This window comes from Streptomyces sp. RLA123, assembly GCF_056270165.1.
Genome location: NZ_JBWDOR010000003.1, coordinates 1,465,954 through 1,491,750, shown reverse-complemented (window position 1 = coordinate 1,491,750; position 25,797 = coordinate 1,465,954). Strand labels below are relative to the sequence as shown.

24 protein-coding genes and 1 tRNA gene are annotated in these 25,797 nt (G+C 72.3%); 15 read left to right on the top strand and 10 right to left on the bottom strand.

The genetic code is table 11. The features are described 5' to 3' along the window. Window positions 1-386: 386 nt before the first annotated feature. From RV983_RS06875 to RV983_RS06865, 3 genes are read right to left on the bottom strand one after another with little or no spacing between them, the layout of a single operon-like run. Entirely contained in the window at window positions 387-2,906 is a 2,520-nt protein-coding gene (locus tag RV983_RS06875) for a SpoIIE family protein phosphatase (RefSeq protein WP_475984890.1), read from the bottom strand. Between the two features lie 55 nt (window positions 2,907-2,961). Next, window positions 2,962-3,777: a tyrosine-protein phosphatase gene (locus RV983_RS06870; RefSeq protein WP_475984889.1), complete on the bottom strand. Its 816-nt coding sequence runs from the start codon at window positions 3,775-3,777 to the stop codon at window positions 2,962-2,964. Window positions 3,778-3,813: 36 nt separating this feature from the next. Next, window positions 3,814-4,842: a polysaccharide deacetylase family protein gene (locus RV983_RS06865; RefSeq protein ID WP_475984888.1), complete on the bottom strand. Its 1,029-nt coding sequence runs from the start codon at window positions 4,840-4,842 to the stop codon at window positions 3,814-3,816. Window positions 4,843-5,355: 513 nt separating this feature from the next. Here RV983_RS06865 and lpdA point away from each other — a divergent pair. Beyond that, window positions 5,356-6,759, top strand: a complete 1,404-nt coding sequence (gene lpdA, locus RV983_RS06860; protein WP_475984887.1) for a dihydrolipoyl dehydrogenase — start codon at window positions 5,356-5,358, stop codon at window positions 6,757-6,759. An 82-nt stretch (window positions 6,760-6,841) separates the two neighbouring features. On the opposite strand, the gene RV983_RS06855 is transcribed toward lpdA, so the two are convergent. Together RV983_RS06855 and RV983_RS06850 are read right to left on the bottom strand one after the other, a co-directional pair. Beyond that, a complete protein-coding gene (locus tag RV983_RS06855; protein ID WP_475984886.1) occupies window positions 6,842-8,416 on the bottom strand; it encodes an alpha/beta hydrolase in 1,575 nt (524 codons plus the stop codon). 205 nt (window positions 8,417-8,621) lie between these two features. After that, entirely contained in the window at window positions 8,622-9,746 is a 1,125-nt protein-coding gene (locus RV983_RS06850; RefSeq protein ID WP_475984885.1) for an XdhC family protein, read from the bottom strand. A gap of 1,242 nt (window positions 9,747-10,988) precedes the next feature. Between RV983_RS06850 and RV983_RS06845 the strand changes: the two genes are divergently transcribed. Both RV983_RS06845 and RV983_RS06840 read left to right on the top strand, forming a co-directional pair. Further along, window positions 10,989-11,729, top strand: coding sequence for a hypothetical protein (locus RV983_RS06845; protein ID WP_475984884.1), 741 nt, complete (start codon window positions 10,989-10,991; stop codon window positions 11,727-11,729). After that, complete coding sequence (locus tag RV983_RS06840) at window positions 11,726-12,238, top strand: SixA phosphatase family protein (protein ID WP_475984883.1); 513 nt, start codon at window positions 11,726-11,728, stop codon at window positions 12,236-12,238. The genes RV983_RS06845 and RV983_RS06840 overlap by 4 nt, the downstream gene beginning before the upstream one ends. A gap of 47 nt (window positions 12,239-12,285) precedes the next feature. Here the strand turns inward: RV983_RS06840 and RV983_RS06835 are convergent, their stop codons facing one another. Beyond that, window positions 12,286-12,900, bottom strand: coding sequence for a TetR/AcrR family transcriptional regulator (locus tag RV983_RS06835; protein WP_475984882.1), 615 nt, complete (start codon window positions 12,898-12,900; stop codon window positions 12,286-12,288). A 156-nt stretch (window positions 12,901-13,056) separates the two neighbouring features. Here RV983_RS06835 and RV983_RS06830 point away from each other — a divergent pair, with 156 nt between their 5' ends. The 4 genes from RV983_RS06830 to RV983_RS06815 all read left to right on the top strand — a co-directional run bounded on the left by RV983_RS06830 (window position 13,057) and on the right by RV983_RS06815 (window position 16,535). Then, complete coding sequence (locus RV983_RS06830; RefSeq protein ID WP_475984881.1) at window positions 13,057-13,974, top strand: ABC transporter permease; 918 nt, start codon at window positions 13,057-13,059, stop codon at window positions 13,972-13,974. Then, entirely contained in the window at window positions 13,967-14,737 is a 771-nt protein-coding gene (locus RV983_RS06825) for an ABC transporter ATP-binding protein (RefSeq protein WP_475984880.1), read from the top strand. Before RV983_RS06830 ends, RV983_RS06825 begins: the two co-directional genes overlap by 8 nt. Window positions 14,738-14,830: 93 nt before the next feature. Further along, a complete protein-coding gene (locus RV983_RS06820; protein ID WP_475984879.1) occupies window positions 14,831-15,616 on the top strand; it encodes a VOC family protein in 786 nt (261 codons plus the stop codon). A 124-nt stretch (window positions 15,617-15,740) separates the two neighbouring features. After that, complete coding sequence (locus RV983_RS06815; protein WP_475984878.1) at window positions 15,741-16,535, top strand: VOC family protein; 795 nt, start codon at window positions 15,741-15,743, stop codon at window positions 16,533-16,535. 13 nt (window positions 16,536-16,548) lie between these two features. Here RV983_RS06815 and RV983_RS06810 read toward each other — a convergent pair whose 3' ends face one another. Beyond that, complete coding sequence (locus tag RV983_RS06810; protein WP_475984877.1) at window positions 16,549-17,463, bottom strand: YceI family protein; 915 nt, start codon at window positions 17,461-17,463, stop codon at window positions 16,549-16,551. A 65-nt stretch (window positions 17,464-17,528) separates the two neighbouring features. Further along, a complete protein-coding gene (locus RV983_RS06805) occupies window positions 17,529-18,185 on the bottom strand; it encodes a TetR family transcriptional regulator (RefSeq protein ID WP_475984876.1) in 657 nt (218 codons plus the stop codon). A 164-nt stretch (window positions 18,186-18,349) separates the two neighbouring features. On the opposite strand from RV983_RS06805, the gene RV983_RS06800 reads away from it, so the two are divergent. Beyond that, complete coding sequence (locus RV983_RS06800; protein WP_475984875.1) at window positions 18,350-18,505, top strand: hypothetical protein; 156 nt, start codon at window positions 18,350-18,352, stop codon at window positions 18,503-18,505. 29 nt (window positions 18,506-18,534) lie between these two features. Continuing rightward, window positions 18,535-18,822: a DUF4190 domain-containing protein gene (locus RV983_RS06795; protein ID WP_475984874.1), complete on the top strand. Its 288-nt coding sequence runs from the start codon at window positions 18,535-18,537 to the stop codon at window positions 18,820-18,822. A gap of 237 nt (window positions 18,823-19,059) precedes the next feature. Here RV983_RS06795 and RV983_RS06790 read toward each other — a convergent pair whose 3' ends face one another. Next, window positions 19,060-20,583: a helix-turn-helix domain-containing protein gene (locus RV983_RS06790; RefSeq protein WP_475984873.1), complete on the bottom strand. Its 1,524-nt coding sequence runs from the start codon at window positions 20,581-20,583 to the stop codon at window positions 19,060-19,062. Window positions 20,584-20,607: 24 nt separating this feature from the next. Here RV983_RS06790 and RV983_RS06785 point away from each other — a divergent pair, with 24 nt between their 5' ends. The 4 genes from RV983_RS06785 (at window position 20,608) to RV983_RS06770 (ending at window position 23,594) form a co-directional block, all read left to right on the top strand. Then, a complete protein-coding gene (locus RV983_RS06785) occupies window positions 20,608-21,228 on the top strand; it encodes a hypothetical protein (protein ID WP_475984872.1) in 621 nt (206 codons plus the stop codon). A gap of 330 nt (window positions 21,229-21,558) precedes the next feature. Continuing rightward, window positions 21,559-22,923, top strand: coding sequence for an FtsK/SpoIIIE domain-containing protein (locus RV983_RS06780; protein ID WP_475984871.1), 1,365 nt, complete (start codon window positions 21,559-21,561; stop codon window positions 22,921-22,923). Window positions 22,924-22,989: 66 nt separating this feature from the next. Next, window positions 22,990-23,343, top strand: coding sequence for a VOC family protein (locus tag RV983_RS06775; RefSeq protein WP_475984870.1), 354 nt, complete (start codon window positions 22,990-22,992; stop codon window positions 23,341-23,343). 177 nt (window positions 23,344-23,520) lie between these two features. Then, window positions 23,521-23,594, top strand: a tRNA-Met gene (locus RV983_RS06770). A gap of 82 nt (window positions 23,595-23,676) precedes the next feature. Here RV983_RS06770 and RV983_RS06765 read toward each other — a convergent pair. Further along, window positions 23,677-23,946 (bottom strand): DUF6343 family protein, encoded by a 270-nt coding sequence (locus RV983_RS06765; RefSeq protein WP_475984869.1) that lies wholly within the window; start codon window positions 23,944-23,946, stop codon window positions 23,677-23,679. Window positions 23,947-24,092: 146 nt separating this feature from the next. On the opposite strand from RV983_RS06765, the gene RV983_RS06760 reads away from it, so the two are divergent. Together RV983_RS06760 and RV983_RS06755 are read left to right on the top strand one after the other, a co-directional pair. Then, window positions 24,093-25,184, top strand: coding sequence for an MFS transporter (locus RV983_RS06760; protein ID WP_475984868.1), 1,092 nt, complete (start codon window positions 24,093-24,095; stop codon window positions 25,182-25,184). 43 nt (window positions 25,185-25,227) lie between these two features. Continuing rightward, window positions 25,228-25,749 carry a SigE family RNA polymerase sigma factor gene (locus tag RV983_RS06755; RefSeq protein WP_475984867.1) on the top strand — a complete coding sequence of 174 codons (522 nt, stop codon included), beginning with the start codon at window positions 25,228-25,230 and terminating at the stop codon, window positions 25,747-25,749. Window positions 25,750-25,797 lie beyond the last annotated feature (48 nt).

The window sequence follows — 25,797 nt, the reverse complement described above, 5'->3', positions numbered from 1 at the left end:
TTCCTAGGGGAGTTCGGCGGGGCGGGAGAAGAGGGACAGGGGGACGGGCCCGGCGCTTCCCGCCGGTACCAGAATCAGAATCGGATTCGGTCGGGTCCAGGCGTCGCCGGTGGCCGCGGACCACAACGGCCCACGGTGCGCGGCCGGTTCAGACGGGCACGGCGTGACGGGGTGCGGACGGGTGGTGCCGGGTGTCGCCGAAGTACGTCATCACGTGGTCTCCAAGCGGGCAGGGCCGGTACGTCCCGGGGCGCTCCGGGGTGGCCGCACGATACCGACTGGTCGGCATGTCGGGAAGAGGTGCTGCAGGTCACGGTTTTGAAGCGGTCCTGGTTCAACTGCCTCAGCAATGGGCTCGGTTGGCGGTCACCCGCGATCAGGCGCGGTCAGACGGGCCGCGGTGGCACCGTCAGCTCGCTCCACACCTGCTTGCCGCCGCTGAGCGGCACCGTGCCCCACGTCGCGGATACCGCCTCGACGAGGAGGATGCCGCGGCCCCCGGTGTCCTGCCAGCTGACGATGGCGGGCTTGACGGGGGTACGGGGAGAGGAGTCGCTGACCGCGATGCGCAGGCGGTCGCCGATGAGGGTGAGGTCGAGCCGCACCTGACCGTCGGTGTGGACCAGGGCGTTGGTGACGAGTTCGGAGACGACCAGGAGCGCGGTGTCCACCTCGTCCCGGGGCAGCCCCCACGAACGCAAGGTCCGTCCGGTGAAACGCCGGGCGTGCGAGACGGCGTCGGGCAGCCGCCACACCGTCCAGCTCTCGCGGACGGGCTTGACCGCCATGCCGTCGTAGCGCATGAGCAGCAGGGCGATGTCGTCCCCGCGGGTGGCGCCGTCCAGCAGCGCGTCGGCCATCAGCCCCAGGTGGCCCGGGTCGGTGTCGGAGAGCGTCTCCGCCAGGCGCGCCATGCCGTCGTCGTAGTGGAGGTCGGCGGACTCCACCAGCCCGTCCGTGGTCAGCGCCAGGACGGTGCCCGGGCGCAGGCGCAGCGGGATCAGCGGGAAGTCGGCGTGCGCGATGACACCGAGCGGCGGCCCGCCGTCGCCCTCCACCGTCTCCGTCCCGCCGTCGGGCAGCCGCAGGACCGGGGGCAGGTGCCCGGCGCGGACGCACCAGCCGCTGCCCTCCTCCATGTCGATGGACACATAGCAGCACGTGGCGAACAGATCGGTCTCCATGCCCATGAGCAGCCGGTTGGCGTGCGAGATGACGACGTCGGGAGGGTGCCCCTCCACCGCGTACGCGCGAACCGCCGTGCGCATCTGGCCCATGAGCGTCGCCGCGCCCGCGTTGTGCCCCTGCACGTCGCCGATGACCAGCGCGACGTGGTGGTCCTGAAGGTGGATCACGTCGTACCAGTCGCCGCCGACCTCCAGGCCACCGGTGGTCGGCAGATAGCGGGCGACGGCGATACCGCCGGGCAGTTCGGGCAGGCGTCGGGGGAGCAGGGTGCGCTGGAGGGTGGCGACGAGTTCGTGCTCGGCGTCGAAGGCTCGCACCCGGACCAGCGCCTGGCCCGCCAGACCGGCCGCGGCGGTCAGCACGGCCCGTTCGTCCGGGGCGAATTCGTGCGGGGAGTCCCAGCCGATCAGACAGCACCCGACCACCCGCCCCGCGGCGGGCAGCGGCAGTACGGCCAGCCCCCCGGTGCCCACCCCGGCCAGCGCGGGTTCCAGCGGCGTCCCCGGCGGGCAGAAGGCGATCCTGCCCTCGCGCAGCGCGGTCGCCAGCGTCGGCATCGAGCGGGTCGGTGCGTCCGGCCACTCGGTGCGCCACTCGCTGCGCCACACGTCGGGCCAGGCGCTCTGGTCCGCCGGGTCGAGCACGGTCACGATCAGCCGGTCGGTCTCCACCTCGGCCAGCGCGATCCGGTCGGCGTTGAGCGGCCCGCGCAGGGCCGTGGCCACGACCTGGCTGACCTCCTGGACCGTCGAGGCGTTCGACAGGTCGGTCGCCAGTTGCTGGATCCGGCCCACGTCGTTGACGCCGGCGCGCAGCCGGGAGGTGTCGCCGACGGTCCCCACCAGCCGCGCGGGACGGCCGTCCGGTGCGAACACCACGTGCCCGCGCAGCCGCAGCCAGCGCAGTTCGCCCGAGGGCCGGCGGACACGGAACTCCAACTCGCGTTCACCGGTCGCCATGTGGCCGGGTTCGACGACGGACATGACCGTCGGCAGGTCCTCCGGCACGGTCAGTGCCAGCAGCGTGTCCACCCGCCCGTCGAACTCCGCCGGCGTCAGGCCGAACAGCGCCAGCACCTCGTCGTCCACCTGGATCCGCCCGGTGTCCATGGCGAGGTTGAAGCCGCGGGGCCGACGGCCGGCCTGCGCCGCCGACGGACCCGACAGCTCCGACGGCCCGGACTCCCCGGGATGCACCGGCTCCTGCCGGGGGCAGGCGACGGCCGCGGCGTACACCTGCAGGCACTGCCGGTCCTCGGCGTCGAAGCCCGCCGGGTCGTCGGTGACGGCGACCAGGCAGCCCACGCCGTTCCCCTCGGCCTGCACCGGCAGTGCGATCAGCGGCGCGTCGAACGGGGCCGCGGCGTCCGGCGGTTCACCCGCGGCTGCGGTGCCGGAGGTGTCCGCGGTGCCCGAGGTGGCGCTGACCGGCCGGCGCCGCCGCACCGCGGTGGCCACGGGCGAGGGCCCGTCCGCCGGATAGCCGTCCCGCAGGCCGTACAGCGTGCGCGGTACGCCCGCCGAGTCGGCCAGGCGCAACTCCGCGCCGCCCTCGGCGGGAAGGTAGACGGCGACCAGCGTCGCGCCGGTGAAGACCAGTGCCTGTTCGATGACGGATCTCAGGCGTCCTGAGTGCTCCAGATCGGATCGGAGCGTCTTGAGCGCGAGCTCGGCCGACAGCATCCGAACTCTGCGTCCCCTCGCGCCGTCGCTGACCACGTCGTCATTACACCGTCTCCGGGGCGCCCGCGCAGCCCGTGTGCGCGGAATTTCGTCACGCTCGGGAGCCGGGGGCGACCAGTCCCTCCCGGAGTCGTTGCTCGGCGGCATCGGGCAGTCGCAGGCCGTTGCGCACATAGCCGGTCACATCGCCCCAGCTCTCGCTCACCGCGCGCAGCGCTGCCTCCAGATAGCGCGGGCGCGCCTCGACGACGGCCTCCGCGATCTCCGGGTCGCCGCCGGCCGCCACGAAACGCCGCAGCCGGGGGCGGAAGGCCTCGCGCACCGCGGGATTGACGGACAGGAACTCGCGCTCCACCACAGCGGGATCCGCGCCCAGCAGCGTCAGCAGGACCGCGCTCGCCCACCCGGTGCGGTCCTTGCCCGCCGTGCAGTGGAAGAGCACCGGACGCGCCGCGGGGTCCGCCGCGGTCTCCAGCAGGGCGCAGTACGCGGAGCACGCCCGCGGTGACCGCACCATCCGCTCGTACGCCCGGGTCATCAGCTCCTCGGCCCGGCACCCGCCGAGCTCCCGATGCGCTCCCGCGGGGTCGTCGAGCAGGGCCGGCAGCCGTGCGGCCGGCAGGTCGGGGCTGTCGCCGAGTACGTCGGCGACGAACAGCCGCGCGCCCTCAGGGAGGACGTCGGGGGCGCCGGCCCGCTCCTCGTGGGTGCGCAGGTCGACCACCGTACGGATGCCGAGGCCGGCGACGTCGGGGTCGGCACCGGCGTCGTAGCGGTCGAGTGGGCCGGAGCGCAGCACCACCCCGGGGCGCACCGCCCGTCCCGGGCCCGCGCCGGCCAGTGGGATCCCGCCGAGATCCCGCATGTTGACCACGGTTTCGGCGTCGATGGCGCTCCCGGTAGCCATGTGCTCATGGTGCGACGCGCGCGCCGCCCGCGCGATTCAGCGCCCGGGGAAGGTATAGGAGTAGCCGGCCGCGTCGAGGCGGTCGAGCAGGGTTTCGAGGGCCTGGACGGTCTGCGACCGGTCGCCGCCGCCGTCGTGCATCAGAATGATTCCGCCGGGCCTGAGCTCGGTGTTCACGTTCTTGAGGATGGAGTCGACACCGGGCCGGCGCCAGTCCTCGGAGTCGACGGTCCAGCCCAGCGGGCGCAGGCCGTGGCCGGCGGCTATCGCGCGGATCGAGGGCGAGAAGTCGCCGCCCGGGGCGCGGTAGTACCAGACCCGGTCGCCGGGGCCGGCGGCGCGGGCGATCTCCTGCTGCGCGTCGACGATCTCGTGGCGGTTGTACGCGGCGGACTTTCCGCTCTGGGCCTCGTCGTGGTGGACGGAGTGGTCGCAGAGCCGGTGGCCGGCCGCGCTGATCTTCTTGACCAGGTCCGGGTGCGCCGTGGCGTTGGGACCTATCTCACAGAAGGTGGCCTTGGCGTGGTGCGCCGCGAGTATCTGGAGGACCTTCGGGGTCCACGTCGAGTCCGGGCCGTCGTCGAAGGTCAGCGCGACGGACTTCCCGCCGCCCTCCGCGCCGTGCTGGATGGACTGGTCGACGCGGCCGGCGGCCGGCGCGTGGGCCGGGGTGCCGTGGGTGTCCTGCGCCGTGCGGTGCGGGGCCGGCGGCGTGGCGGACCGTGCCGGTGCGGGCGTCGTGTGCGTCCGGTGCGCCGGGGCGGCGGCGCGGTGGTGCGTGGGCTTGGCCGGGGCTGTGGCGGTGGGGGCGCCGCCGGTGGGGGCGGGCGCCGCGGTGGCCGGGGCGTGCACGGGCGAGGGCGCGGCGGGGGAGTGGGGGACCGACGGGGCCGCAGGGGAGGTCGCGGCCGCGTGCGAGGTGGCGGCCGCGGTGGGCGTGGCCGTGGCGGGTGCGGCAGCCGCCGTCTGGGACATGTGCTGGGTGCCGCAGGCCATCACCGCGGCTCCGGCGATCGTCACCGCCGCAACGCCGAGCGTCCGGTTCGCGCGAGTCGTCAGTGCCACGGGGGTACCTCCTGGTGCCGTTCGGACGCATGCGCCGCATGCGTGGTCAGCCATCCACCGTAGGGGGCGAAACCGCCGCTGACCTCGGACTTTGGTCCGTCCTGAAGTCCTTTGCGGGCGGGACGTAGGTCCCTGTCGTCACGACCGCACAAGCCCGACCGCTTCCTGGCACGAGCGATCCGATGGCGCGCCCGGGTGCGCACCATCGGGCACCCTCGCCGGCGCGACACGGCGGGGCGCGCGCCTGCTCCCGGTCCGTGCGCGCTCCCGGCTTCCGCCACCGGATGTCCCGGCCCGCGTCCCCGCGACGCCGTGCTGGACTCACCTCGCGCGCGAGCGCGCGGCACGGCGGATGCGCCGCCACGTCCCCCGGCGGCCGTGGCCGAGTGTGGCCTGTGTGACCGGCCGGACACCACGCACGTGTTGCGCGGGGGGACCGGGCAGGTGATCGTTGCACCCGGGGAAGTCCGGCCTGCACGAGCATCCGCCAGTGGTCCAGACAGGGGTCGCCGCATGACCAGCACACACTTCGACGTCGTCGTCCTGGGCGCGGGCCCCGGTGGGTACGTCGCGGCCATCAGGGCCGCCCAGCTGGGACTGCGGACCGCGGTCGTCGAGGAGCGGTACTGGGGCGGCGTGTGCCTCAACGTCGGCTGCATCCCGTCCAAGGCGCTGCTGCGCAACGCCGAGCTGGCCCACATCTTCACCCAGGAGGCCAAGACCTTCGGCATCCGGGTGAACGGCGAGGTCACCTTCGACTACGGCGAGGCCTTCGCGCGCAGCCGCAAGGTGGCGGACGGCCGGGTCAAGGGCGTCCACTACCTGATGAAGAAGAACGACATCACCAAGATCGACGGGCGCGGCACCTTCACCGACGACCACACCCTCCAGGTGGCCCTCAACGAGGGCGGCTCGCAGACCGTCACCTTCGACCACTGCATCATCGCCGCCGGGGCCACCACCCGGCTGCTGCCCGGTACGTCGCTCAGCGAGCGGGTCGTGACCTACGAGGAGCAGATCATGTCGGACACGCTCCCGCAGAGCGTCCTGATCGCGGGGGCGGGTGCCATCGGCGTCGAATTCGCCTACGTCCTGCACAACTTCGGGGTCAAGGTCACCCTCGTGGAGTTCCTGGACCGCGTGGTGCCGCTGGAGGACGAGGAGGTCTCGGCCGAACTGGCCCGCCGCTACAAGCGGATGGGCATCGACGTGCTGACCTCCACGCGGGTCGAGGCGATCAACGACTCCGGTGACCATGTCAAGGTCATGGTCACCACGGGCGGCCAGCGGCAGACCCTCCAGGCCGACAAGGTGCTCCAGGCCATCGGCTTCCAGCCGCGCGTCTCGGGCTACGGCCTGGAGCAGACCGGGGTCCGGCTGACCGAGCGCGGCGCCATCGACATCGACGACCACTGCCGTACGAACGTGCCGCACATCTTCGCCATCGGCGACGTCACCGCCAAGCTGATGCTCGCGCACGCCGCCGAGGCGATGGGCATCGTCGCCGCCGAGACCATCGGCGACGCGGAGACCATGCCGCTGGACTACGTGATGATCCCGCGGGTGACCTTCTGTCAGCCGCAGATCGCCAGTTTCGGGTGGACCGAGGCCCAGGCCCGCGAACGCGGTTTCGACGTCCGCGTCGCCAAGTTCCCGTTCTCCGCCAACGCCAAGGCACACGGCCTCGGCGACTCGGGCGGCTTCGTCAAGCTCATCGCCGACGCCGCCCACGGCGAACTCCTGGGCGGCCACCTCGTCGGCCCCGAAGTCACCGAACTCCTGCCGGAGTTGACGCTCGCCCAGAAATGGGACCTGACGGCGGCGGAGCTGGCCCGCAACGTCCACGGGCACCCCACCCTCGGCGAGGCGGTCCAGGAGGCGCTGCACGGCCTTGCGGGCCACATGATCAACATGTGACCCGTCGTCGCGGCGGTGCCAGGGGGGAATGCCCCTGCCCCAGCCGCATGGCCGCCGGGGCAGGGGCGTTCTCCTGCTGCCGTCAGGTGCAGACCGTGCCCACCCGGGGAAGCCGGCCGCTCATCAGGAAGGCGTCCACCGCGTCGTCGACACACATACTGCTGTCCGCCCGCGCGTAGGCGGTGTGCCCGTCGCCGTCCCAGGTCAACAGCCGGCCCGAGGACAACTGGCGGGCCAGCGCCTGAGCGCCGGCAAGGGGCGTGGCCGGGTCACGGGTCGTGCCGACGACCAGGATCGGCGGGGCGCCCGGGGCGGTGATGGGGCCCACCGGCTGGTCGGACCGCACCGGCCAGTGGCTGCACATTTGCAGTTGGTACGCGAACCGGTCGCCGAAGAGAGCCGAGGCGCGCTGGTACTCCGGGAGCGCCGCCATGGCCTGCTGAACGGTGAACCGCGGTCCCAGCGCAGAGCTGAGGCACCGGATCGCCCGGTTCGCCTGGTTGCCGACGGGATCGGCAGACGCCGCCTGCTCCGCGCCAGCGACCCGCTGATAGGTCGTGGTCTCCCCTGCCAGGATCTCCCTCAGCATCTGCTGCAGCACGTCCCAGTTGGGCTGCATCAGCGTCGTGATGACCTGGTCGATGAGGCCGTCGCCGGTGACGGAGATGTCCTTGCCCTGGTGGAGCGGGGTCTCGTTCAGGGCGTCCCGCAGCACCTTCAGGGTGCGGTCGGCTTCCTCGACGGAGTGGCCGACGGGGCAGCCGCTGAGCTTCGCGCAATGGGCGGCGAAGGCCTCCCACGCGACCTGGTACCCACGTGCTTGTGCCAGGAAGTCGCGGGACGCGGACTGCGCCGGGTTCACCGCGCCGTCGAGCAGCATGCGGCCCACGCGGGACGGGAAGAGCCCGGCGTAGGTGGCCCCCAGATAGGTGCCGTACGAGAATCCGAGGAAGTTCAGCTTCTCCTCGTCGACCAATGCGCGCGCCAGGTCCAGGTCGCGGGCCGCGTCCAGGGTGCCGATGTGCGGCAGCAACGTGCCCGCGTGTCGCAGACATTGGTCGGCGACCCGTGCGGAGTACGTTTCCAGCCAGCGGATACTCGCTTGCGCGTGGTCGATGGCGCTCGCTTCGGGCGGAAGCGTCACCGGCGTGGTGACGTCGCAGTCCAACGGCGTGCTCAGGCCCACCCCGCGCGGATCGACAGCGACCAGGTCGTAGGCCTTGCGTACCTCCGGGGTGAACAACCCCGTCGCGTCCCAAAGGAATTCGACGGCGCGGCCGCCGGGGCCACCGGGGTTGACGAGCATGGAGCCGAGCCGCCGCGCTCCGGCCCCGCCGGCCTTGAGCCGGGTGGCGAAGAGCCGGATGTCGCCCGCCTTGGGGTGGGCGTAGTCCAGCGGGGCCCTGAGGGTCGCGCACTGGAAGGACGGCCGGTCCGCGCAGGTCGTCCAGTCGAGCTTCTGCCGGTAGTAGCGGGCCAGATCCGGGGGAACGCCTGTGGCGGCGGCCGTGCCGTCGGCGGGAGCGTGGGCGGGCGTCCGAAGCAGCCCGGTGGTGGCCGTGCACGCGGTGAGCAGCAGCCCGCAGGAGCTCAGCAGGGCCACGGCACCGCGGAGCCTGCGTCCCGGTATTCGGGCCGAGAGGGGGACAGCGCTCATCGCCACGCCTCGCTTCCGCCCATGCGTCATCCAGGGCTGGTGGGGATCGGGAAGCGGCCGGCACAGCAGAGGTGGGGGTGGCGGGCACCCCCGAAGTGAGGCTCCGGGCAGACCCGCCGGCACGCCGTGCAGTCAGTCCATCACACGGCGTGCTGGAGCAGTCTGCCGGCCGGCCCGAACGGGTGAGGCGTGGCGGCGTATCCCGTCAGCCGGACGCCGTCACGCGGCTGAGCACCTGCGGGTGGATGGCTCCCGGGGTGACCGACAGCGGCATACCGGTGCCGCCCCAGCGGAGGGCGACGATCTCGGCGGCGACGGACACCGCGACCTCCTCGGGCGTGCGAGCGCCGAGGTCCAGTCCGATCGGGGAGCGCAGGCGGGCGAGCGCCGCCGGGGAGACCGAGGTGTCGCGCAGGCGCTTCAGGCGGTCCTCGTGGGTGCGGCGGCTGCCCATGACGCCGATGTACGCGGCGGGGCGCGTCAGCGCCTCCTCCAGCAGCGGCACGTCGAACTTGGGGTCGTGGGTCAGGACGCAGATGACCGTCCGGTCGTCGGTCCCGGTGCCGGCCAGATAGCGGTGCGGCCAGTCGACGACGACCTCCACGCCCTCCGGGAACCGCCGGGGCGTCGCGAAGACCTTCCGCGCGTCGCACACCGTCACGCGGTAGCCGAGGAACAGCCCCATCCGCGCCACCGCGGCGGCGAAGTCGATCGCGCCGAAGACGAGCATGCGCGGCGGCGGGGCGAACGATTGCAGGAATACGCCGACGGCGTCCTCGCGCCGCTCGCCGCGCGGGCCGTAGTGCCGCAGGCCGGTGACGCCCTGGGCCAGCCCGCCGCGGGCGTCGTCGGTGACCGCCGCGTCCAGGCCCTCGGTACCCAGGGTGCCGGCGACCTCGTCGGGCCACACGGCGAGCGCGGCGCCGCGCGGGGCGGGGCCGTCGAGCACGGTCGCGGTCACCACCGGCCGATGGGCCGCCACGGACGCGGCCACCGCGCCGAAGGCCGGGTCGGTGGCGGGGCACACCGGCCGGACGAGCAGGGTGAGCTCGCCGCCGCAGGTCAGCCCGACCTCGAAGGCGTCCGCGTCGCTGTAGCCGAAGGTCTGCGTCCGGGCCTCGCCGGACTCCACGACCTCTTTGGCGAGTTCGAAGACGGCGCCCTCCACGCATCCGCCGGACACGCTGCCCACGACCTCGTCGCCCGGCCCGACGGCCATGGCCGCGCCCGGACCGCGGGGCGCGCTGCGGCTGACGTCGACGACCGTCGCCAGACCGAAGGGGGTCCCCGAGGCGTACCAGCGGCTCAGCGCCGGGAGGATCTCACGCACCGACGGCTCCTCTCGGCTACGCAGTCCGTTATGTCCGATACGCGCAACTGTAGGTCCCGCTCAGGGCCGGTGCACGGCGCGATCTCCGCGCCGGGCCCGTCGTGCCGGGCGGTTTCCCGTTTTTCCCCGCCCGCCCTCCCCCAACCTTCGGCCGGGGGTGCCCCCAGCCCAGTGAAGTCAGTGACCCCGGCGCCGGTTTACGTGGGTGCCGGGTTCGGGGCCTCCGGGGCTGGCCATTCTGGACAGCACATTTAGGTGCTTCGGGTGCTTTGTGCTGCGTACTCCGGGTTGTGCACCCAAATATGCTCCAGTGTCCAGAACGCCCACCCCTACGACCCCGCCCCCTCCGTTGTGTTCGCGCCTGATCCCCGGTGGGGGGTGTGGAGGCGGTCCAGGGTGGCCGCGGTTGCCTGGACGCGGCCCCGCAGCCGGTCGTGAGCCCATGGGGTTGCCTGGTGCCCCCTCCTGTCGTGTGTGCGGCGACGGACGCCCGATGGGGGTGGGGGTGGTCGCGGTTGCCTGGATGCGGCCTCGCGGTGGCGGTCGGGGCGTGCAGCCGGCTGTGAGCCCATGGGGTTGCGCGGTGTCCCCTTCCGCCGTGTGTGCGGCGACGGACGCCCGATGGGGGTGGGGGTGGTCGCGGTTGCCTGGATGCGGCCTCGCGGCTGGCCGTGACCCGCCGGTGGGGGCGCATTGAGCGGTTGTGGCTCGTGTCATCGTCGGTGCAGCGCAGTCGGGTTGGGGGAATGATCACCCAGAGGCGCTGAGCTGCGGTGTGGCGGGTGGTGGTGGTCGATCTTGCCGACGCTGCGATGGATGCTGTGGCCCGGCGCAGTTGGCGGCCCCGCTGTGCTGGCTGCGGTTGTCGCGGAGTGGACGCAGTCCGGTCTCTTGAGGGGTTCCCGCGGGTTGGCGCTGCGTCAACGGGTGCCCCAGGCACGGCGCCGCCTCTACCCCCCACCGGGGATCAGGCGCGAACACAACGGAGGGGGCGGGGTCGTAGGGGTGGGTGTTCTGGACACTGGAGCATATTTGGGTGCATGACCCGGGGTGATCAACGCAGGCGCCTGAGGCACCTAAATGTGCTGTCCAGAATGGCCAGCCCCGGAGGCCCCGAACCCGACCCCCACACGACGGGCGCCGGGGTTACTGACTTCACAGGGCACCCGGGAGGGCGGGCGGGGAAAAAACCCGGACAGCAAGCGAAGCGCACTCGCATGCGTACGGCGTAGATTCGGAGGCGTGCTGCGCATCGAGGACGGTCGGACGGGCGGGACGGTGGAGCTGGAACCGGGACGCCGGGCACCGCTGAGAGTCGTGGCCTGCCTGCCCCCCGGGGGTGGTCCGCAGGCCGCGCGGGTGATCGTGACGGCCGACGTGCTCACCCGCACGGTCGAGATCACGGGAGGGCAAGTGCTGCTCGCCGTGGTCGACCCGGCATACAGGGCTGAGGCCGAAGGCCTCAGCGGCGCTCTCGGGGCCGCCCCGGCGGCGATCCGGGCGGCGAGCGTGTCCGAGGCCCAGGAGGGACTGGCGGGCCGGATGGCGGTGCGGGTCGTGACCGCGGGCGACACGGAGGACCCCGGCGACGAGGGGGAAGGCGTGCGCATGGATGTCGGGCCCGTCACGGGGCGGATGTCCGCGGGGACAGCCCTGCGGCTGGCACTGCTGGGCCGGGACCGCCGTGTGCCCCTGGAACTCGCGCCACCGATGCTCGACGCGGCCGCCGCCCGGCTCGCCCGCTGGCGCAGGGCAGTCGCCCTGTGGGCCGAGGAGCCCTCGAAACCGCTGTGCGCGCAGCACGTCGAGCGCATACGGGCGGCGCTCTCCCGCGACCTCGACACCCCGGCCGCACTCGACGCCCTCGACTTCGTCGGGGCGCAGGCGGAACTGCCGCCCGGGTCGCGGTTCGAGACCTTCGCGCACGTGGATCGCGTCCTGGGCCTGGAACTCACCCGCGACGTCGGCGGGGTGCGGCCGTGACCAGGCACCTCATCCTGCTCCGGCACGCCAAGTCCGCCTGGCCCCCGGACGTCCCCGACCACGACCGTCCGCTCGGAGCCCGAGGCCGCCGTGACGCGCCCGCCGCCGGGCGCTGGCTCCGCGAGAACAAGCACATCCCGGACCTCGTGGTCTGCTCCACCGCCGTGCGCACCCGGGAGACGTGGGAACTCGCCGCCGACGCCCTCGCCACCCGCGCGGAACCCCCGGTCGCGTACGACGAACGGCTCTATGCCGCCACTGCCCGCGCCATGCTCGACGTCCTGCGCGAGACGCCGGACAGCGTCCGTACCATCCTGCTCGTCGGCCACAACCCCGGCGTCCAGGACCTCACCCTCCGCCTCGCGGGTGGCGCCGCCTCGGAGGCCCTGTACCGCGCCGCCGACAAGTTCCCCACCTCCGCTGTCGCGGTCCTCACCTCTCCCGCACCCTGGTCCGCCCTCGTACCCGACGAGGCGCGCCTCGACGACTTCGCCATCCCCCGCGGCTGAACAAGTGTGCGTATGATCACATCGCGCGGTGGCGTGGGGTCGGCCGGTCAGCCCGCCGTCGCGGCGAGAGCCGCCGCCGTGGCGGCGGAGAGGCGGTCCAGGTAGCGGGGTGAGAGCGGCGCGCGAAGGACGGCGAGGCGCCAGTAAAGAGGACCTGCGATGAGGTCCAGGGCGAGTTCCGTGTCGGTGCCCTGCGCCAGCTCGCCACGGGTGATCGCGCTGTCGATGATGCCGGAGGCGATGCCCCGCTGGGTGTCCCTGAGCGCGGCCTGGAGGGCAGCGGCGATCTCGGGGTTGCGGGAGGCCTCCGCGAGCAGGTCGGGGACGATCTGGGAGGCGACGGGGTGCCGCAGCGCCCGTGCGGTGACCTCCAGCAGCACGCGGATGTCGCCCAGGAGGGAGCCCGTGGCGGGGGCGGGGACGCCGAGCGCGGCGACCGCGGAGACGACGTCGAGGACGAGCGGCAGCTTGGACCGCCAGCGGCGGTAGACGGCTGCCTTTCCCACTCCGGCGCGACGGGCGATGCCCTCGATGGACATGCGGCCGTAGCCGACCGCCGCCAGTTCCTCGAACACCGCGGCACGGATGGCCTCCGTGACGTCGTCACGGAGCACTGCGGCCCCGGCGGGGGCGCGACGGGAGGGGGCGGTGTCCGATGCCATGTGCGGCAGCCTACGCGACGTCGCGACGGAACGGTTGCGTTCCAGCGCTCGCGTGGTCTAACGTCTCGGTTACGACGGTACGGTGTCGTTCCGCTTGAGTGTAAACCCCCACTTCGCACCTCCTTCCTCGAACCCCTCGAAGAAAGCGCTGCCCCCGTGAGCCTTGACATCGAGTCCTCCTCCGCGGCCACCGCGCCGCCAGGCACGCTGACGCTTCCCCCCGGCGAACTGGCGGCCAAGTACGGCCTCTCGGTGAGCGGAGCCAGGCCCGGCCTGGTCCTGTACGTCCGGCAGCTGTGGGGGCGCCGTCACTTCATCACCTCGTACGCCACGGCCCGCGTGCAGGCGCAGTACACGCGTGCCCGGCTGGGCCAGCTGTGGCAGGTGCTGACGCCGCTGCTCAACGTGGCCGTCTACTTCCTGATCTTCGGCCTGCTGCTGAAGGTCGACCGCGGTATCGACAACTACATCGCGTTCCTGGTGACCGGCGTCTTCGTTTACAACTTCACCTCCTCATCGGTGATGGCGGGCGTCCGTGCGGTCGCGGGCAACCTCGGCTTGGTGCGCGCGCTGCACTTCCCCCGGGCCAGCCTTCCGATCGCGCAGACAATCATGCAGCTGCAGCAGTTGCTGATGTCGATGCTGGTCCTGGTCGCGATCGTGCTGATGACCGGCGAGGTCCCGCGCCTGTCATGGGTGCTCGTGGTTCCCGCGCTGCTGCTGCAGTTCCTCTTCAACGCGGGGCTCGCGATGGTGCTGGCGCGGCTCGGCAGCAAGATGACCGACCTGGCGCAACTGATGCCCTTCGTCCTGCGCACGTGGATGTACACCTCCGGTGTCATGTACAGCATCAGTCGCTTCACGGAGCACGCTCCCCACCTCGTCCGGCTCGCCCTGGAGATGAACCCGACCGCTGTTTACATCGACCTGATGCGCTTCGCGCTGATCGACAGCTTCACCGCGGACCAGTTGCCGCCGCATGTGTGGGCGATCGCGCTGGGCTGGGCCGTCGTGATGGGTGTCGGTGGTTTCGTGTACTTCTGGAAGGCAGAGGAGCAGTACGGCCGTGGCTGATGAGCGCATTCCCACCGTGATCGTGGACGACCTGCACATCGTGTACCGGGTGCACGGCGCCGGCGCCGCGCGCGGTTCCGCCGTGAACGCGCTGTCGCGCGTGGTGCGGCGCAAGGCCAACCCGAACGTGCGTGAGGTGCACGCCGTGCGCGGTGTCAGCTTCACCGCGTACCGCGGCGAGTCCATCGGGCTGATCGGCTCCAACGGCTCGGGCAAGTCCACCCTCCTGAAGGCCGTGGCCGGCCTCCTGCCCGCGGAGAGCGGCAAGGTCTACACACAGGGCCAGCCGTCGCTGCTCGGCGTCAACGCGGCGCTGATGAACGACCTGACCGGCGAGCGCAACGTGATGCTCGGCGGCCTGGCCATGGGCATGACTCAGGAGGAGGTCAGGCAGCGGTACGAGGAGATCGTCGAGTTCTCCGGCATCAACGAGAAGGGCGACTTCATCTCCCTCCCGATGCGGACGTACTCGTCGGGCATGGCGGCCCGTCTGCGGTTCTCCATCGCTGCGGCCAAGAGCCACGACGTGCTGATGATCGACGAGGCGCTGGCCACCGGTGACAACAGCTTCCGCAAGCGGTCCGAGGCGCGCATCCGCTCGCTGCGCCAGGAAGCCGGAACGGTTTTTCTCGTCAGCCACAACAACAAATCGATCCGGGACACCTGCGATCGAGCCATCTGGCTGGAGCACGGCACGCTGCGCATGGACGGTCCGACCGACGACGTGCTGAAGGCGTACGACGCGTTCACCAAGGCCAAGTGACGCCGTCCGGCGAGAGCCGGACGGCGGTGCCAGACTGAGGGCGGAACCTGGGGGGACGGCACGGGGCAGCACGCCGTAACGAAGGAGCCCGTCATGCTCTCGACTCATTACGCCCAGGGGGCCCCGAGCTGGCTCGAGCTCGGATGCCGCCATCCCGGCGCGTCCGCCGCGTTCTACACCGGGCTCTTCGACTGGGATGTGCGGCCCCTGGGGCCGGAAGCGGGCGGCTACGGGTTCTTCCAGCTGGACGGGAGGACCGTGGCCGCCCTCGGTCCGTCGGCCGACGAAGGCGCGCCGTCGGCCTGGACGCTGTACTTCCAGGCCGACGACGCAGACGCCACCGCCAAGGCCGTGGAGCAGGCGGGCGGCACGGTCCGCTTCGGGCCCTTCGACGTGTTCACCAACGGGCGGACGGCGGGCTTCACCGATCCGGGCGGGGCGGAGTTCTCCGTCTGGCAGCCGCGCGACACCCGGGGCCTTGACCTGGTCACCGAACCCGGCAGCCTGTGCTGGGCGGAGCTGTTCGTGCCCGATCCCGCCGCGGCGATCGATTTCTACGGTTCCGTCCTGGACTGGCAGGCGCAGGAAGTGCCCTTCGGCGACACCGGCTACACGGTGCTGTCCACCTCCGACGGAAGCACGACCCTCGGTGCCGTCGTGCGGATCACCGACGAGATGGGGGCGGCGGGCGTCGTCCCGCGCTGGCTGCCGTACTTCGAGGTCACCGACTGCGACGCGGTGGTCCGCACGGCGGACCGGCTCGGCGGCGCCGTGGTCGTGGCCCCGCAGCACGCCGAGGGCGTCGGCCGCTTCGCGCACCTGGCGGATCCGGCGGGTGCGGCGTTCGCCGTCATCACCAGCCAGCCGCCGCAGACCTGACGGCCCGGCGGGCGGCGAGAGCCGGACGCCCGCCGACGGTTCCCCCGCTGGTCGGGGGCGTTGTCAGTGGCCGCTGCAAGACTGTGCGTGACCAGGGAAACACCCTCCGTCGAAGGAGCACCCCATGCTCAGCACAGACTTCCTCCCCGGCGCGCCCAACTGGCTCGACCTCGGAGCGCCGGACAGCAAGGCCGCCGCCGCGTACTACGGCGAGGTGTTCGGCTGGGAGTACGTCTCGGCCGGACCGGACGCGGGCGGCTACGGCATGTTCAAGATCGGCGGCAAGACCGTCGCCGGGATCGGCCCGGGCGACCCGAGCGCCGGCTCCGCGGCCTGGGAGCCGTTCTTCCACACCCAGGACGCCGAGGCCACGGCCAAGGTGGTGGAGCAGGCGGGCGGCACGGTCCGCCACCCGGCCATGGACGTCTTCGACAAGGGCCGCATGGCGGTCTTCGCCGACCCCGCCGGTGCGAACTTCTGCGTCTGGCAGCCCGGGGCGAACCAGGGCATCGACCTCGTCAACGAGCCCGGCAGCCTGTACTGGACGGAGCTGTACACCACGGACGTGCCCGCGGCGCTCGACTTCTACCGCACCGTCCTCGGCTGGAAGACCGACGACATGAGCAACCCCGGATTCACGTACGTGGTCGTCTCACCGGGCGCCGGCGACGACAACGCGGGCCACGGCGGCGTCGGGCTGCTGGAGGAGGCGCAGCTCGGTGCGGGCGCGACCTCGCACTGGCTGCCGTACTTCACGGCGGCCGACGTCGACGCGACCGTGGCCAAGGCCGTGGCGGCGGGCGGCACCCTGCGCGTGCCCGCGATGGACATGCCAGGTGTCGGCCGCTTCGCCCAGATCGTCGACCCGCAGGGCGCGGTGTTCGCGGTCATCACGCCTGCGGCCGACAGCGCCTTCTGAGGCCCGGTCCCGGCTACTCCGGAGGCGTCGGGGTGTCGTGCGCGGAGAACATGGCCTGGATGTCGAGCTCCAGCTTGATGGTCGGGCCGACCACCGCGATGCCCCGCGCCAGCATGTTCTGCCAGTTGAGGGTGTAGTCCTCACGGTGCAGTTCGGCGGTGGCGAGGGCTGCGCAGCGCAGTTCCTCGCCGTAGCCGCCGGTCGCCAGGCCCAGGTAGTTGGTGTCCAGGGAGACCGAGCGGCTGGTGCCGTGCATCGTCAGATGGCCCTGGACGGTCCACTTGTTGCCGGTGCGGTGCAGGAAGCGGTCGCTGGCGAAGTGGATGAAGGGATAGGCGGCGACGTCCAGGAAGTCGGCGGAGCGCAGGTGGTTGTCCCGGGTCCGGTTGCCGGTGTTGATGCTCGCGGCGTCGATGCTGATCTCGATCTGCGAGTCCTCCATGCGCTCGGCGACGCGGATGCCTCCCTCGAAGCGGTCGAAGCGGCCGTGGACGTGCGCCATGCCGACGTGCTTGGCGATGAAGCGGATCGCCGTGTGCGGGGGGTCGAAGAGCCAGGTGCCGGGGGGCGGCAGTTCCAGCCCGGGAGAAGGGGTCAACTGGATTTTGCCGATGGGGGATTGCAGCCCCTCGGCTATCTCCACCGTCCCGCGGTAGGGCTGCAGGCTGTCCGCGGAGACGACCACGGTGTACTGCCCGGGCGGCAGCGTCGCGAGAAACGTTCCGTAGGGGTCGCTGGTCGCCTTCACCCGGACGCGTCCGCTGCCCAGTTCGGTCACCACGATCTCGGCCCCGTTCATGGGGTGGCCGAGGGAGTCCAGTATTTGGCAGCTGATCAGTCCCGCGCCTCTGGCGATCGGCGGTGCGAGCACCGCCGCTTCCGTACCCTTGCGTGCCGAACGATTACGCCGAAAGAGTGCGATGGCCATGTCTTCACCTTAGATGGCCGATCTCCGCAAGTGCGAATCACCATTCCGGATCGCGAAACGCCCCATCAGTCGCGGGGCGCGGTGCCGTCCTCCTGGGCGGCGAGCCAGTGCCGACGGCCCAGGTGGACGAGGAAGAGCTCCTTGCGGGCGGTGCGTTCGATGCGCTCCTCGGCCGCGGGATCGTCCGCCGGCGCCTCCATGAAGGCGATCGCGGTCATCAGCATGCGGTCCACGTAGAGTTCGGCCAGCATGCGCACGTCCTCGGTGCGCCAGCCCGCCGAAATGGACTGTGCGGCAAGGGCGGTGGCCACCTCCTCGGCGAACTGCTCCAACTCGGCCGCGATGGCTTCGCGGACCGCGGTGACGCCGCCGTGGCGCTCGCGCGCGATGAAGCGGATGTGCGGCCGGTGCTCGCGCACATGGAGCGTGATCAGGCGCACGGTCCGGGCGATGACCTCCTCGGCGTCGTCCTGTTCGGCCATGATCGCCCGGATCATCGCGTGCAGGCTGCTCAGCGACTCGCCGACCAGGGCCACTCCGAGATCGCTCATGTCCCTGAAGTGGCGGTAGAAACCCGCGGGTGCGACGCCCACTTCGCGCGTGACCGCGCGCAGTCCCAGGCTGCTCAGGCTCTGGTTCTCCAGCAGGCGCAGGCCCGCGTCGAGAAGGGCCTGCCGAGTCTGCTGCTTCTGGGCCTCGCGGACCCCGACGGTGTGACTCATGTCATCCAGTAAACAGCTGTTCGCCGAGTTTGGCGACAGTAGACTACGGATTCAGTGAACAACTGTTATTCCAACTGTTCACTGAATCGTCGACTGTGCTACTGCGTCCTGCTCCACCCGCCCGTGACCCACACCGCCGCAGTCATCGAGAAAGGCAGCGCCTCGTGACGTTCCTCGTCGCCCTGGTCGCCTTGGGGATCCTCCTGGGCACCGTCTCCTGCACCTCGTTCCCCGCCTTCCTCGTCGCCGCCGGCGCGATCGCCGCCTGGCTGCTCGTCTTCACGATCCGCGAGCGCCTCGCACACCACCGCCACCGCTGATTCCACGTCTCCCAGGGGGGATTCGACCCATGGACTCCTACGCTCCCGCGCGTGAGCGCGACACTCGTTCCAAGGACGGCTCGGACGGCGCCGACGGCATGGCCGTCGCCTCGTTCGTCCTCGGACTGGTCGGCCTGCTCGCCTTCAACATCGTCCTCGGCCCGTTCGCCCTGGTGCTCGGTGGCGTCGCCCTGGTGCGCGGCACCAAGCGTCCCGTGCGGGCCATGCTCGGGCTCGTCCTCGGCGCGGCCGACGTGATGGTGCTGGTCGTGCTGCTCACCATGCACAAGGGCATTCTCCTGCCGTTCGGCTCCTGACGCCCCGCCGGCCCGTGCCCGCGCGGGCTCCGCGGGCGCCGGGCCGTCCAGGTGTTCCGACCGCATGGGTCTGCCGGGTCGTTCAGGCTGCGGCTGTCGGCCAGGTCGCGCACGCGCGTGCAGTCCTCGGCCGCGTACACGTCGCTGACCGAACGCCGCTGTGAGTTCGGGCAAGCCCGCGCGCGCTGCTGATCGAGTGGACCTTCGGGGACGCAGGAGGCATGGCCGCAGGCGGGCTCAGCCGCGGGTCCAGCCGGTCGACGGCCAGTAGCCGTACTGCGGGCGGCCCTTGACGCCGCTGGTGCGGAACGGCCGGCCGCCGTCGTCGATGCGGACCGTGCCCGTGCGCCCGCCGGAGGTCCAGTCGGCCTCCAGGTACCAGTCGCAGTCGCAGCCCTGCGTCCGGGCGTCGACCCGCAGCACCATCGGATCCCGGTCGGACACCTGGTACGGCAGACGGACCGCCGGAACGGTGTTCTCGCCGTCGAAGCCGTCCTGGGGACGGGCGAGGGGGCGCGAGATGTCGAGATCGACCGCGTACACGGCGGGAGTCAGCGCCCCTCCGCACCCGTTGTCCATCGCGTAGGAGGACCAGCGCAGCACGCCGCGGCGCTCCACCACCCGCACGTGCAGCGCCTGCACCACCACCGGGGCCGGTGTACGGCCGCGCAGGGTGGCCTCGACGATGGTGGTGCCACCGTGCACGGCGTCGAGGGCGGTCGCCCAGGCGCGGGCGTCCTGCGCGACGGGCGGCGGTGGTACCTCGGTGGGCGGACGGTCGATCAGATAGCGGTGGTCGCAGCCGTTCTCCCACACATGTGACCGGACACTCCAGGTCAGCGGCCTGGCCAGGACGCCCGGGCCGGACGGGGCGGAAGTCGTCCGCCTTCCGGTCGGCGCGGGCGAGCGCGACGGCCCGTCCGACGACGCGGAGACCGAAGGGGCCGCCCGAGTGCCCGACGCGGAGGGCGAGATCGACGGGCGGCCGCCGTGTTCCCCCTCCCGGCCGGAGGCGGAGGGGGAGGCGTTGGCACCGGCGCCCGTGCCGCCGGTCGCCGAAGGCGCGGTGCGCGCTGCCCCGGGACGGCCGTCGCCGGTCGCGTCGGTCATCGCCAGCGCGGCTCCGGTGAGCACGAGAGCGGCCGCCGACACCACGATCGCCGGACGGGACAGCCGCCGGCGCCACGGACTTTGACGTGCCGTTCCCCTCGCGGTGGGCGGTGGATCCTCCACCGCGGCCTCGCCGGGCGCATCCGGCGCTTCGGGCGGCCCGCCCGCGGGCTCCTCCGCTCCGCCGCCCCGGTTGCCCGCCCGCCGGGCCGCGTCCGCCATCACCCATCGCCGGTGCAGCTCGACCAGTTCCTCCGGCCCCGCCCCGCACAGCCGGGCAAGGCGTTCCACGACCGCGTAGTCGGCGGGAACGGCGTCGCCGTGGCAATAGCGGTGCAGGGTGGACGTGCTGACGTGCAGCCGGTTCGCCAACTGCCCGTAGCTCAGTCCCGAACGTTCCTTGAGGGCGTGCAGACGTTCCGCGAACTGCCCGCTGCCCGCCGCCGTACCGGCCATCCCCGTGCCCCCGCCGTCGTCCCGCGTTCCCGGCACCCGTTCCAGGGCGCTCCCCTCTCCCCAGGCCAGGGTACGCGGAACCGTTCCGGCGTCCCGGATGACGCGGTATCCGTTGCCGGGCCGCGCCGTCCCGCGCAGCCTGGTGGACATCACCGCCGTCGCTCCGGCGCCGGCGTCACCACGACCGAAGACCATCACCACAGACAACGGGGACGCATCGTGTACCAGCACACACTGACCGGCCGCGCCGTCGTGGCGGCCGTCGCCGCGACCGCCCTGCTCGGCCTCGGGGCGGCCGAGGCGGAGGCCGCCGCACCCGCGGCCGCACCGAAGTTCCTGGCGCCCAAGGAGCTGCCACCGCACCCCACTTCCCCCTGGTACGCGGGCCGGGTCACCCAGGGCCTGCCCGACTACCCGGTCTTCTGCCTGGAGCGCGTCCTGCCGTCCCGCGGCGCCGCGTACCGGGAGTTCGGAACCGAGTTCGACACCGGCGCCGTCCAGCTGACCTTCAAGGCCAAGGACACCCGGGCCGCCCGCGACCTGGCCACCAGGCTCCGCGTGTCCGTCCGCGGCTGCGCCGCCCGCTTCGAGCGCCAGAACCCGCAGGGCGAGGCGGACTGGAAGGACTACGGTTCGATCGGCGTCGAGAACGGAGCGCACGTCTACGGCGTGCACACCGCGCACCCCGACTCCGAGCACGGCGTCGCGCTCTACGGCATCGGGCGCGACGGCCGGACCGTGACCGTCGTGAAGTGGAGCCAGATGGGCACGCTCCCGCAGGCCCCGGTCAAGGCCTTCAAGAAGACCACCCAGAGGGCCGTCGCCAAGCTCTACGGCTGACCTGGCCGGAGAGCGGAACGACGGCACGCGGAACGCGGCGGCGGGGCCCCGGGGGGAGCCCCGCCGTCGGCGTGCCTGCGTGCTGTCGTGCCTGCGCGCCTGCGCATCCGCGCCGCCCCGGTGCCCGACGGCCTGTCAGCGGCCATCCGCAGTAGCGGCGTCACCGATCCGGGCTGCGTCCGGCGACCTTCTGCGCCGGTTCCCGGGCCGGCGGTCCGGGAGCTGGGACCATGCGTCCCACGGCCGCACCCGGCAACGGATCCCGATCCTCGCCGCGGCGGTCACCGCACTGGTCCGGGCCGCCGCGTCGAATGGCAGGGGCTGATCACCATGAGGGTCGTCGTGCTCGTGGGCCTGGTGCTGACACTGGCCGGCGGCCTCGACTACGCCCGGCGCCGGTACCCGGTGGCGTTCTGGCTGCTGGTCGGTCTGCCTCTGACCTGGGGCCGGTTCCTGGCCACCTACGGCTCCACGATGGTCGCCTGCGGGCTGGCGCTGCCCCCGTCCCGGCTGCGGGCGTTCGCGGTGTGGATCACGAGCCGCAGACAGGCCCGGCCGGTGCCGCCGAAGATCCGCCGGGTCAGCGGCTCCCTCATCGGAATGCGGGTGCGGCTGCGGCTCCCGCCGGGACTCGAACCGGCCGATGTGGCCGCCGCCGCCGTCCGGCTGCGGCACGCCTGGGGCGTGCACGCGCTCAGTGTGGTCCCGGTCAAGCCGGGCGTGGTGGAACTGCGCATGACCGGCTACGACGTGCTGCGCGACGTGCGCATGCCACGCAGGCTGCCGTCCGGCCCGATGGTGGTCCCGGTCGCTCTGCGCGAGGACGGGACGACGTTCGTGCGCAACTACCGGCAGATCCCGCACACGCTGACCCTGGGCGCGAACCAGTCGGGCAAGACGGTGTACCAGCGCAACCTGATCATGAACCTGGCCAGGCTCCCGGTGGCGCTGGTCGGTATCGACTGCAAGCGCGGCGTGGAGCAGGCGCCGTACGCGTCCCGCCTGTCGGCCCTGGCCACCGACCGCGAGCAGGCGTCGAAGCTGCTGGACGCGCTGGTGGCGGAGATGGAGGATCGTTTCGACCTCCTCAAGAACCAGCAGGGCGCGGCGCTCACGGAGCCCGAGGAGGAGGTCGCGTCGGACATCTGGGGGCTTCCCGCATACGTGCGGCCGTTCCCGATCGTGGTGCTGGTCGACGACATCGCCGAGTTGTTCCCGAACGCCACGACGATCGACGAGGAAACCCGGGACCGCATGGTCGCCAACCTGATCCGGCTCGCGCAAAGGGCCCGTCCGGTCGGCATCTACCTGGAGATCTGCGGGCAGCGGTTCGGGCCCGAACTCGGCAAGGGCGCGGGATTGCTCCGTGCCCAGCTCACCGGCCGGGTGGTGCACCGGGTCAGCAAGCAGACCGCCGAAATCGGTCTGGCCGACTTCGCACCCGAGGCCATGGCGGCCGCGACGTCGATCGCCCCGGACCGGGCCGGCGTGGCGGTGGCCGGGGACGCCTCCGGTGGATGGTCGCACATCCGTACCCCGCTGGTGTCGATCGCCGAGACCGCCGCGGTCTGCCGTGCCTACGCCCATCTGGTCCCCGACCTCCCGGCCCTGGACCCGTTCCGGCCGTACGCCCCGGACACGCAGGACCCGGACGGCCTGCCGACGCTGCCCCGGCCCCGGCCGGGCCCGGAATAAGGGCCGCAGACCGCGTCGATCGTGCGGTGCCGGGCCGCCCGATCGCCGCCCTGGCAGGATGGCGGCATGGAACATGTGCTGGGAATCGGCGGGTACTTCCTGCGGGCCACCGACCCCGAGGCCCTGAGTGCGTGGTATCGCGAGTGCCTGGGCCTGGACACCGACGAGCACGGCCTGTGGCGTCAGGAGACCGGGGCGACGGTCTTCGCGGCGTTCGAGTCCGGGACCGACTACTTCGGGTCCCGTACGCAGCAGACGATGCTCAACTTCCGGGTCCGCGATCTCGACGCGATGCTCGCGCAACTGCGCGCCAAGGGAGCGGACGTGGCCCAGGAGACCCAGGAGATGGACGGCGTGGGCCGGTTCGGCTGGGTCACCGATCCGGAGGGCAACCGTGTCGAGCTGTGGCAGCCCGCCTGAGCCGTCGCCGGCCCCGGCGGTGAACGGTGCGCGGGAACGACTCCCCGGCACGCTCGCGGAGAGTGACGAGTGACCTCCGTCGTCGGCCATCGGCGCCGGGCCCGACCCGGGCCCGGCGCGTCCGCGGGAAATGGATTTGGTCCTGGGGCCGACACCCCGTAGGGTTGTGTTCATCGACGCGGGGTGGAGCAGCTCGGTAGCTCGCTGGGCTCATAACCCAGAGGTCGCAGGTTCAAATCCTGTCCCCGCTACTGAAACGGAAGGCCCGGTGCGCAAGCACCGGGCCTTCCGTGTTCTCCCGGTTCTCCCGCTCCGATCGGGATGTGCGCGGGGTCACCGCCTGCGCACGGGATGGTACGGCGGCACATCGCGACCCGGCTGGTAGTGGGGGCCCTGCCGGATGTGACGGACGACCACCACCACGTCGACCGCGGCGGCCAGTGCCAGCACACCGAAGAAGATGGCCCAGCCCATCTGCCCGAGGATCGAGAAGATCACCGTCCCGGCGATCGCCCAGACCAGGCCGAAGGCGGCCAGCCCCAGTCTCAGCCGCAGCGCGCTGCGGGCTTGCAGAGGCTCGCTTCCGGTACGTCCCAAGTGCATGGAAACCACTCCTCACCGAAGACTTACCCGCGTACGCTCGTGTCATGACATGGCGACATTGATCCACACCGAAGTCCCCGGAGTCCTTCCTCGCGCGCAGGCTCTACGCCTACGCCTTCCTCGAGGACCTCGTCCCGCTCTACCCGGTGTACGCGGTGCTCTTCGCCGACTCCGGGCTGTCCGAGGCCGGGATCTCCTCGCTCTTCGCCCTCTGGTCCTTCACGGCGTTCGCGCTGGAAGTGCCGTCCGGGGTGTGGGCCGACCGCTTCTCCCGGCGTGCCCTGTTGTTCATCGCGCCACTGCTGACCGGGGCGGGCTTCACCCTGTGGACCTGCCTGCCCGGCTACGAGTCCTTCGCGGCCGGATTCGTCCTGTGGGGCGCCGGTAGCGCGCTGCGCTCGGGGTCGCTGCAGGCGCTGGTCCACGAGGGGCTGACCGGGGCAGGCGCGGCCGACGCGTACGCACGCCTCATCGGCCGCTCGCAGGCGCTCGGCACCACGGCCGCGCTGGCGGCGACGGCCCTGGCCGGACCGCTGCTGGGGGTGGGCGGGTACCCGGCGGTGGGGCTGGCCAGCATCGCCGTGACGGTGCTCACCGCCCTCGCCGCACTCCGCCTGCCCGAGCGGCACCGGGGACCTGCGGACCACGGACCGGCCTACGGCGCACTGCTGCGCGAAGCGCTGGCCGAGGCCCGGCACGAGCCAGGGGTGGCCCGGATGCTCGCGGTGGTCTCGCTGCTGGCGGGCGCGGCGGCGCTGGACGAGTACGTGCCGCTGCTGGCGCGGGCCACCGGCGTGAGCGCACCCCTGGTGCCGCTGCTCGTGCTCCTGGTCACCGCGGGCGCCACCGCCGGCGGCTGGCTCGCCGGGCGCGGAATGCGCTGGGCCCCGGCTGCCCCGGCGGCGGCCGGGCTGTGCCTGGCCGCAGGGGCGGGAACGTCCGGCGGTCACCCGGCAGGTCTGGTCGCCGTCGCGGTAGCGTTCGGGGTCTTCGACTGGGCGGGTGCCGCCGCCGACGCCCGCCTCCAGGAACTGCTCGGGGACCGTACCCGGGCCACCGTGACCTCCTTGGCGGGCCTGGGTTCCGAGGCCGCCGGGCTGCTGCTGTTCGGCTTCTGGGCGCTCGGCTCGCACTGGGCCGGCCCCGGCCCGCTGTTCGCCGTGGCGGGGCTGCCGTTCCTGGCGGGAGCTCTGCTGCTGTGGCGGTGCAACATTTCCCGGGGCCCACAGCGTCAGTGAGGTGAAGGCGCGCCGGAAGACGATCACGACCACGGGACGGTACATGCACGAGGAACGCACGGAGGAATACCTGGAGTTCGCTGCCGGCCGGGCGGCGCACCTCTTCCGTTCGGCCTGCCTGCTCACCGGGGGTGACACGCATCTCGCCGAGGACCTCGTCCAGGAGACCCTCGGCAAGATGTACGTCACCTGGCGGCGCATCGCCCGCATCGGCAACCCCGCCGGTTACGCGCAGACCGTGCTCGTGCGTACGTTCCTGACCCATCAGCGGCGGCGCAGCAGTCGCGAGTCGCCCATCGGCGACGTGCCCGACATCCCTTCGGGCACGTCGCCGGACGGCGACACGACGCTGCTGCGGCTGACCCTCCTCGACGCCCTGGCCCGACTGTCCCCCAAGGACCGCGCGGTGCTGGTGCTGCGCTACTGGGAGGACCGGAGCATCGAGGAGACCGCGGAAGCCCTGCGGCTCACCTCCGGCACCGTGCGCACGCGGTCGTTCCGCGCGCTCGCCCGGCTGCGCGAACTGCTCGGCGACAGTCTCGCGGACCTCGTGTCCCCCCGCTGACCCCTACCGGTTTCACGACTTCCCGCTCTCCCACGGACGGTGGTACAC

Bases quoted from the DNA above. Each gene is read 5' to 3' on its own strand.
- RV983_RS06790 (WP_475984873.1), bottom strand. From the start codon at position 20,583: ATGGTCTTCGGTCGTGGTGACGCCGGCGCCGGAGCGACGGCGGTGATG.
- RV983_RS06810 (WP_475984877.1), bottom strand. From the start codon at position 17,463: ATGGCCATCGCACTCTTTCGGCGTAATCGTTCGGCACGCAAGGGTACG.
- RV983_RS06780 (WP_475984871.1), top strand. From the start codon at position 21,559: ATGAGGGTCGTCGTGCTCGTGGGCCTGGTGCTGACACTGGCCGGCGGC.
- RV983_RS06855 (WP_475984886.1), bottom strand. From the start codon at position 8,416: ATGAGCGCTGTCCCCCTCTCGGCCCGAATACCGGGACGCAGGCTCCGC.
- RV983_RS06795 (WP_475984874.1), top strand. From the start codon at position 18,535: ATGGACTCCTACGCTCCCGCGCGTGAGCGCGACACTCGTTCCAAGGAC.
- RV983_RS06765 (WP_475984869.1), bottom strand. From the start codon at position 23,946: ATGCACTTGGGACGTACCGGAAGCGAGCCTCTGCAAGCCCGCAGCGCG.
- lpdA (WP_475984887.1), top strand. From the start codon at position 5,356: ATGACCAGCACACACTTCGACGTCGTCGTCCTGGGCGCGGGCCCCGGT.
- RV983_RS06835 (WP_475984882.1), bottom strand. From the start codon at position 12,900: ATGGCATCGGACACCGCCCCCTCCCGTCGCGCCCCCGCCGGGGCCGCA.
- RV983_RS06870 (WP_475984889.1), bottom strand. From the start codon at position 3,777: ATGGCTACCGGGAGCGCCATCGACGCCGAAACCGTGGTCAACATGCGG.
- RV983_RS06815 (WP_475984878.1), top strand. From the start codon at position 15,741: ATGCTCAGCACAGACTTCCTCCCCGGCGCGCCCAACTGGCTCGACCTC.
- RV983_RS06755 (WP_475984867.1), top strand. From the start codon at position 25,228: ATGCACGAGGAACGCACGGAGGAATACCTGGAGTTCGCTGCCGGCCGG.
- RV983_RS06805 (WP_475984876.1), bottom strand. From the start codon at position 18,185: ATGAGTCACACCGTCGGGGTCCGCGAGGCCCAGAAGCAGCAGACTCGG.
- RV983_RS06775 (WP_475984870.1), top strand. From the start codon at position 22,990: ATGGAACATGTGCTGGGAATCGGCGGGTACTTCCTGCGGGCCACCGAC.
- RV983_RS06820 (WP_475984879.1), top strand. From the start codon at position 14,831: ATGCTCTCGACTCATTACGCCCAGGGGGCCCCGAGCTGGCTCGAGCTC.